The organism is Myxococcus sp. AM011 (genome assembly GCF_013372595.1).
GTDB classification, from domain to species: Bacteria; Myxococcota; Myxococcia; order Myxococcales; family Myxococcaceae; genus Myxococcus; species Myxococcus eversor.
The window spans coordinates 1-6,669 of the sequence record NZ_JABXEM010000413.1 but is presented as its reverse complement, the minus strand read 5'-3'; the positions used below and the strand labels follow the sequence as shown (position 1 = coordinate 6,669).

Sequence of the window (6,669 nt, the reverse complement as noted above, 5' to 3'; positions counted from 1 at the left end):
CCCGCCACCACCACCGCGACGTGGCACTCCTGGATTTCCTCCCGGCGCCGCAGCAGCCGGTGGATGCCCGCCACGCCCACGTCGTAGACGCGCCGCACCTCCGCGCCCATGGCCTCGGCCGTCACCGCGGCCTCCTCCGCCACGGGGATGTCGCTGGTGCCCGCGGTGACGATGGCCACCTTGCCCGAGCGCACCTTGCCCTGCTTGAGATGGAAGATGCGCGCCACCGGGTGGTACAGCCCCTTGGGGAAGCGCGACACCAGGACTTCGGCCTTGTCCGGCTGCAGCCGCGTCACCAGCACCGTCTGCTTGCGCTCCACCAGCGCGCCGACGATGCCCAACAACTGCTCCACCGTCTTCGGCTCGCCCAGCACGACTTCGGGGAAGCCGAAGCGGAGGTTGCGGTGGGTATCGAGCGTCGCGTACCCCAGCTCCGCGAAGGGCAAATCCTTGAGCTTGCCCACGGCGGCATCCACCGAGACGCGGCCCGACTTCACGCTCCCCAGGAGCAGCTTCAGCGCCTTCTCATCCATGGGGCCCGTCTACCCTGAAACGGGCTACACGCCCAGCCGCGCCAGGAGCGCCCGGGAGCTCTCCCGCTCCAGCACCAGGAGCAGCTGCCCGCTCACCGGGGGATTGGCCGCCGCCATGAAGCGCGCCTCCAGCACCACCACCCGGCTGGCGTCGCCCTCCACCTGGGACACCGCCGCGTCCACCAGCGCCCGCGCCGTGTCCCGACGCAGGGTGGGCACCGACGGCATCAGCCGCCACGACGTCAGCTTGCCGATGGCGGACAGGCAGGCGCTCGCGACGATGTTGGCGGCCTCCGACACCGCGCTGTCGCGCTCGGCCTGCCCGGTCTCCTGCCCGCCCAACAGCAGCGTCTCCAGCGCCGTCCCGTCCGCGAGCGGCATCGCCAGCATCAACACGCCCCGCAGCCCGCCGGTGATGGAAAGCCAGGCCGCCACCGCGGGCGAGTCACCGCCCAACAACCCCGCCGCGTCCGACGGGCCGGTGAGCACCACGCGGGGGACGGAGAGGTCCACCTGGCGCCCGCCCATCAGCCGGGAGAGGGCGTTGGCTGCATGGCCGCAGCCGATGTTGGCCACCTCGCGCAGGGCATCGAGCTGCGCGTCGCTGGGAACGGGAAAGCTCACGCGGAGAGTAACCTCGGAACATCCAGGATGAAGACCGGACGGCCGCTTCCGAGGATGGTCACACCTGAGAGACCCGGCAACAAATCCAACGGCCGGGACAGCGGCTTGAGCACCACTTCCTCCTGACCCAGGAGCCGGTCCACGCCCAGCGCCACCCGGCCAGAGTCACCCTCCATCACCACGAAGGGCCTGACGCCCCGCATGCCCGGCGTCGGCACCCCGACGAGCGTGTCCAGTGCGTGCACGGGCAACAGCGAGTTGCCATGCGGCAAGAGCGCCGTCTCCCTGCTGCGGCTGAGCGCGTCGCCGTCCGCCTCCGTGGCGCCCACCACCTTGGCGATGGGCAGGCCGAACACCTCGTCCCCCACCTCCACCAGCAGCAGGTGCACCACCGCCACCGTCAGCGGCAGCCGCAGCGTGAAGCGCGTGCCCCGGCCCGGCTCGCTGTCGATTTCGAGCGTGCCGCCCACGCTCTCCACCACGCGCTTGACGGCGTCCATGCCCACGCCCCGGCCGGAGATGTCCGTGATGTCCTTCGCCGTGGACACGCCGGGCAGGCACGACAACATGAACGCCTCCCGGTCCGTCAGTCGCGTGGCGACCTCGGCGGGGAGCAGTCCGCGCGCCACCGCCGCGGCCTTCAGCTTCGCGGGGTTCATGCCCCGGCCGTCATCCTCCAGCTCGATGATGACGCGGTCCCTGGCGCGCTTGACGGCCACGAGCACGCGCCCGCGCGGGCCCTTCTTCGCGGCGATGCGCTCCTCGGGGGACTCCAGGCCGTGGTCGATGCAGTTGCGCAGCAGGTGCAGCAGCGGGTCCGACAGCTCGTCGAGGATGGCGCGGTCCAGCTCGATTTCGGCGCCGGTGATGACCAGGTCGACCTCGCGCTCCTTGCGCCGGGCGATGTCGCGCGCCGCGCGGGGCAGCCGGTCGGTGATGAGCGACAGCGGCGTCATGCGCGCCGACATCACCTTGTCGTGCAGGTCCTTCACCAGCGTGTGCAGCCGGTAGACGCCCTCGTCCAGCACGGGCCGCACCGTCTCCGGCAGCACCTTGCCCACCTCTCGCAGGCGCGCCGTGGCGAGCATCAGCTCGCCCACCGTGTCGAGGAAGTAGTCGAGCAGCTCCGTGCGCACGCGCACCGTGCGCGACGAGGAGTCACCCGCGACACGGCCTCCCTCGGACGTCGCCGTGGGGACGACCACCGGCAGGGCGATGGCGACGGCCGGCTTCACCGAGACGACGTCCACCTCCGCCACGTTCTTGAGCGAGGCCTGGATGCCCGCCTCGCCCACGGACGTTTCAATTTCCAGTTGGATGTAGCCGTCTGGAATGCGCCCGGCCTTCAGCTCCTCCAGCGCGGGCCGCAGGTCCACCAGCGTGCCCAGGTTGGTGAGCCGCTTGTGCACCAGGAAGGCGCGCACGCCGGGAACCTGGCACGTGGGGGAGATGCGCAACCGCACCGCCCAGCGCTGGGTGGCGCGACCGTCGGCGGAAGCCTCTCCGGGAAGCGGGCCGGTGGAGGCCGCCTTGAGCGCCGTCCCCAGGTCCGCCACCTGCGCCTCGGTGAGCACCGGCGGCGTCACCGTGGCGACATGGCCATTGCCGGAGGACGGAGGCGCGCCGATGCCCAGCACCTCGCGCACGCCTCCAGCGCCGTTCTCCGTCACCGTCAGCCGGGGTGGCGCGTCCGGAGAAACGGCTCCCTGCGAGCCATTGCCCGGAGGTGTGTCGCCTCCCGGGCCCGGCGCTCCACCCGGGGAACTGTCCGTCACGGGAGCCGAGGACCCGCTCGTACCCGACGACGTGCCTCCGCCAGAGCCCGCGCCACCACTGCCCGACGACGTGCCTCCGCCGGAGCCCGCACCGCCACCACTGCCGTCCGTGCCAGCACCCGACGCAGGAGCCGCGCCACCGCCGCTGCCCGACGAGCCCGAGCCGGAGTCCCCTCCACCCTCGGGGTCCTCGGGCTTGTTCACGGTGACCTTGGCGACGCGGGTGGCGGTGGGCGCATGGCCCGTCATCGCCGTGACGCGGACCCCCAGTTGCGCGAGCAGCGCCGCCGCGTCATCCGGGGGGCGTCCCTCGGCCACCGCGCGCACCTGCGCCAGCAGCGTGTCCGAGGCGCTCAGCAGCAGGTCCACCAGGTCCCGGTCCAGCCGGCCACGGTCCTGCCGCACGGCGTCCACCAGGTCTTCCACCCGGTGCGCGACGATGGCGATGGGCTCGAAGCCCATCGACGACGCCATGCCCTTCACCGAGTGGGCGTGGCGGAACATCGAGTCCACCGCGCTCGAGGAGCCCTCACGCTCCAACTGCACCAGGTCCCGCCCGAGCGCCTCGAGGTGCTCGGTGGCCTCCGAGATGAAGAGGCCCAGGTAGCGGGACATGTCCATCGTCATGGCCCGACCTCGTCAGGAAGCGAAGCGAGACCGCCCGGAGGCGATGCCGCTCACGCCTCTCCCAGGACCTTCTTCACCACGGCCAGCACGTCCTCGGCGCGGAACGGCTTGACGATGAAGTCCGAGGCACCCGCCTCGATGGCCTCCATCACCAGGCTCTCCTGCCCGAGCGCGGAGCACATGATGACCACCGCGCTGCTGTCGTGCTTGATGATCTCCCGCGTGGCCTCGATGCCGCTCTTGAAGGGCATCACGATGTCCATCGTCGTGAGGTCGGGCTTCAAATCCTTGTACTTCTCCACGGCCTCCAGACCGTTGGCCGCTTCGCCGACGACCTCGAACCCTCCAGACGCGAAGATGTCCTTGATCATGTTGCGCATGAAGATGGCATCGTCGACGACCAGGACCTTCTTAGCCATGTGAAGAACTCCGCCTCCGAATCGCCTAGCCTAGAGGAGCGCGGACACTATCACCCGCGCTTTCCAGGGGGCTACTCACTTGGAATGGGTGAACAAGGCAACCACCGCGGCGTCCAGTCCCTCGGGATCCAACACGGTCACTCCCAGGCCGCCCAACCGAGCAACGCCACGGATGGCCGGCGTCAACTTGCCCGGCGCCGCGCTCACCCGCTCCACCGCTTCGATTCCATCCACGTCCGTCACCAACAGTCCCAGATCCCTGCGGCCCCGGTCCAGCAGAACCACGCGGGACGGTGGCGTGGCACCGTCCGGCAACCCCAGGAGCTGACGCAGCTCCACCACCGTCACCACCCGGCCCCGCAGGTTCATCACTCCCGTTATCGCCGGAGGCGCGCGCGGAACACGGGTGAAGCGCTCCGGGGGAACGACGACCTCCCGCACCGCCGACAGTGGCAGCCCGTAGCGCTCCTTCTCCACCCGGAAGATGACGTGCCGCACAGAGGTCGTGTTGTATCAGCTTTGCTTTGGTCGCGAGCTGGTGCCGCGCCGCGCCGTGCGGGGCGTCTTCACCCGGGGCGCCGCCTTCTTCGCCACGGTTTTCTTCGACCCGGACGCGACTTTCTTCGCCACCGACGTGGGCTTCTTCCCGACCGGGACGGCCTTCTTCCTCACCGGGGTGGACTTCTTCACCTGGGACGAACGCGGCGCCTTCGCGCCCTTGCCTCCATCCGTCAGCGCCTTGGGCGCCACGGCGTTGAAGCTCTCCCGAATCCACAGCGACAACAGCTCCACCGGGGCCACCTCGCCGGCGGCGAAGCGCGCCGTCACCCAGCCGCTCTTGCCCAGGCCGTAGCCGGTGGGCTCCGCGAAGGGGAGCATCAGCGCCGCCTCGTTGGACTGGGGCAGCTTGGTGGTGACGTGCAGCCCCCGCTCGTCCAGGACGAGGATGGCGAACATCTTCCCCTTCACCTTGGCGGTGCGGTGGCCCCAGGGGAACTCCTCGGTGACCTGGGGAAGCGCCAGCATGACGTCGCGCAGGCGGACTTCCGCCGCCCGCAGCGCGGCATCGGACGATGAAGCGGAGGACTTGCTCATGGCCCCAGACGGAAGCTGCGCACCACGCTCTGCAGCTCGACGGACAGGTTGGTCAGCTCGCTGGCCAGCGACGTCATCCGCGACACGGCGGCCGTCTGCTCCTGGATGACGGACTGGATGGCCTCCGTGGAGGCGGCGTTGTTGCGCGCCACCAGCTTGATCTCCTCGATGGCCTTCACCATCTCCTCGCTGCCCTTGTGCTGCTCGCGGGTGCTCTCGGAGATGAGGTGCACCTTCTCCGAACCCTTGCGGATGGTGTCGGTGATGGCGCCCATGCTGCGCACGATGTTGGTGAGGTCCTCGCGGCCCTCGGCCAGCTCCGCGATGCCTTCCTTCATGGCGCTCACCACGGAGGTGGACTGTCCGGAGATGTCCCGCGCCAGCTTGGAAATCTGTTCGGCGGAACGGCCCGCGCTCTCCGCCAGCTTGCGCACCTCGTCGGCCACCACCGCGAAGCCGCGGCCGTACTCACCCGCGCGCGCCGCTTCAATCGTCGCGTTGAGCGCCAGCAAGTTCGTCTGCTGCGCCACCTGGGTAATCGCGTCGACGATTTTGGAGATCTCCTGCGTCTTCTCGCCGAAGGCGAACACCTGCTGGCTGGCGGACTCGATGCGGTTGAAGACCTTCTTCACCTTCTCGCCGGCCAGCCGCGCCGCCTTGGAGCCGTCCTCCGCCGCGCTGCTCGTCTCCGCCGTGGTGCGCGCCGCGTCTTCGGCGCTGCCCGTCGCGCGCTGGATGCTGCTGGCCATCTCCGTGATGACCTTGGAGGCCTTCGACACGAGCTGCGACTGAGACTCCGCGCCCCCGGCGATGATGTTCATCGACGAGCCCACCTCCTCCGTGGAGCCGTTGACGTTCTCCGCCGAGCGCTGCAGGTCGATGGCGGTGTCCGCCACGCTCTTGGCCGTCTCCTGAATCTTGCCCACCAGCTCGCGCAGGTTCTCCTGCATGCGGATGATGGCGCCCGTCAGCTCGTCGATTTCGTCGCGCGTGCGGCCCCCCTCGGCGGCCACCGGCTTGGACAAGTCACCCTGCGAAATCTCATACGCGGAGCGGCTGAGCACCTTCACGCGGGTGATTCGCACCAGCCAGGAAGGCAGCAGGAACGCCGCGGTGAGGGTGAGGAAGAGGGCCACGCCCCCTCGCACCAGGTAGTTCATCCACCACGCGGCATCCGGCCACAGCTCGCGAAAAGTCACGTCGGCCAGGAACATCCAGCCGATGAGCATCAACCCCAGCATCACATAGCCGTTGAAGATGACCTGGCGGAGCGAGACCTCTTTGGTCGCACGTGGCCCGTCCACGGCGCGCAGCAGCCGCTGCATGGGCTCGCGACGAGGAGTCAGTCCTGGGGCAGTGTCGTCACGTAGGGGACGGCGCACGGGATGCTTTCAGGGGAGGTACGGAAGCGACCTGGGTTTAGCCTTGCCAGGGGGCAGGGTCAATCCACCCGGGATGCTACCGGAAGTGGTCGAACCCGCCCGGCCGGCGCACCGCGCGTCCCGCTTCATCGTGGATCACCCACCCCACGCCCTCTGACAGCACGCCCACGCGCGTGACGACGTGCCCGCCCCGAGCACACGCCCGCTCGAATGC

7 protein-coding genes are annotated in these 6,669 nt (G+C 69.7%); all 7 read right to left on the bottom strand.

Features of this window, described 5'->3' with window-relative positions; all coding sequences use genetic code 11:
- Window positions 1–533 (bottom strand): 1-(5-phosphoribosyl)-5-amino-4-imidazole-carboxylate carboxylase (locus HUW62_RS44915; RefSeq protein WP_176437942.1); only part of this gene is annotated, 533 nt, incomplete at its 3' end.
- A 24-nt stretch (window positions 534–557) separates the two neighbouring features.
- On the bottom strand, window positions 558–1,157 hold the full coding sequence (locus tag HUW62_RS44910; RefSeq protein WP_176437941.1) for a chemotaxis protein CheC: 600 nt from the start codon (window positions 1,155–1,157) through the stop codon (window positions 558–560).
- On the bottom strand, window positions 1,154–3,559 hold the full coding sequence (locus tag HUW62_RS44905) for a chemotaxis protein CheA (protein ID WP_176437940.1): 2,406 nt from the start codon (window positions 3,557–3,559) through the stop codon (window positions 1,154–1,156). The genes HUW62_RS44910 and HUW62_RS44905 overlap by 4 nt, the downstream gene beginning before the upstream one ends.
- A gap of 50 nt (window positions 3,560–3,609) precedes the next feature.
- On the bottom strand, window positions 3,610–3,978 hold the full coding sequence (locus HUW62_RS44900; RefSeq protein ID WP_163864093.1) for a response regulator: 369 nt from the start codon (window positions 3,976–3,978) through the stop codon (window positions 3,610–3,612).
- Between the two features lie 75 nt (window positions 3,979–4,053).
- A complete protein-coding gene (locus tag HUW62_RS44895) occupies window positions 4,054–4,476 on the bottom strand; it encodes a chemotaxis protein CheW (RefSeq protein ID WP_163864094.1) in 423 nt (140 codons plus the stop codon).
- Between the two features lie 15 nt (window positions 4,477–4,491).
- Entirely contained in the window at window positions 4,492–5,073 is a 582-nt protein-coding gene (locus HUW62_RS44890; RefSeq protein WP_176437939.1) for an MmcQ/YjbR family DNA-binding protein, read from the bottom strand.
- Window positions 5,070–6,398, bottom strand: a complete 1,329-nt coding sequence (locus tag HUW62_RS44885; protein ID WP_217911948.1) for a methyl-accepting chemotaxis protein — start codon at window positions 6,396–6,398, stop codon at window positions 5,070–5,072. The genes HUW62_RS44890 and HUW62_RS44885 overlap by 4 nt, the downstream gene beginning before the upstream one ends.
- Window positions 6,399–6,669: the final 271 nt, after the last annotated feature.

Bases quoted from the DNA above. Each gene is read 5' to 3' on its own strand.
- HUW62_RS44905 (WP_176437940.1), bottom strand. From the start codon at position 3,559: ATGACGATGGACATGTCCCGCTACCTGGGCCTCTTCATCTCGGAGGCC.
- HUW62_RS44900 (WP_163864093.1), bottom strand. From the start codon at position 3,978: ATGGCTAAGAAGGTCCTGGTCGTCGACGATGCCATCTTCATGCGCAAC.
- HUW62_RS44890 (WP_176437939.1), bottom strand. From the start codon at position 5,073: ATGAGCAAGTCCTCCGCTTCATCGTCCGATGCCGCGCTGCGGGCGGCG.
- HUW62_RS44885 (WP_217911948.1), bottom strand. From the start codon at position 6,398: ATGCAGCGGCTGCTGCGCGCCGTGGACGGGCCACGTGCGACCAAAGAG.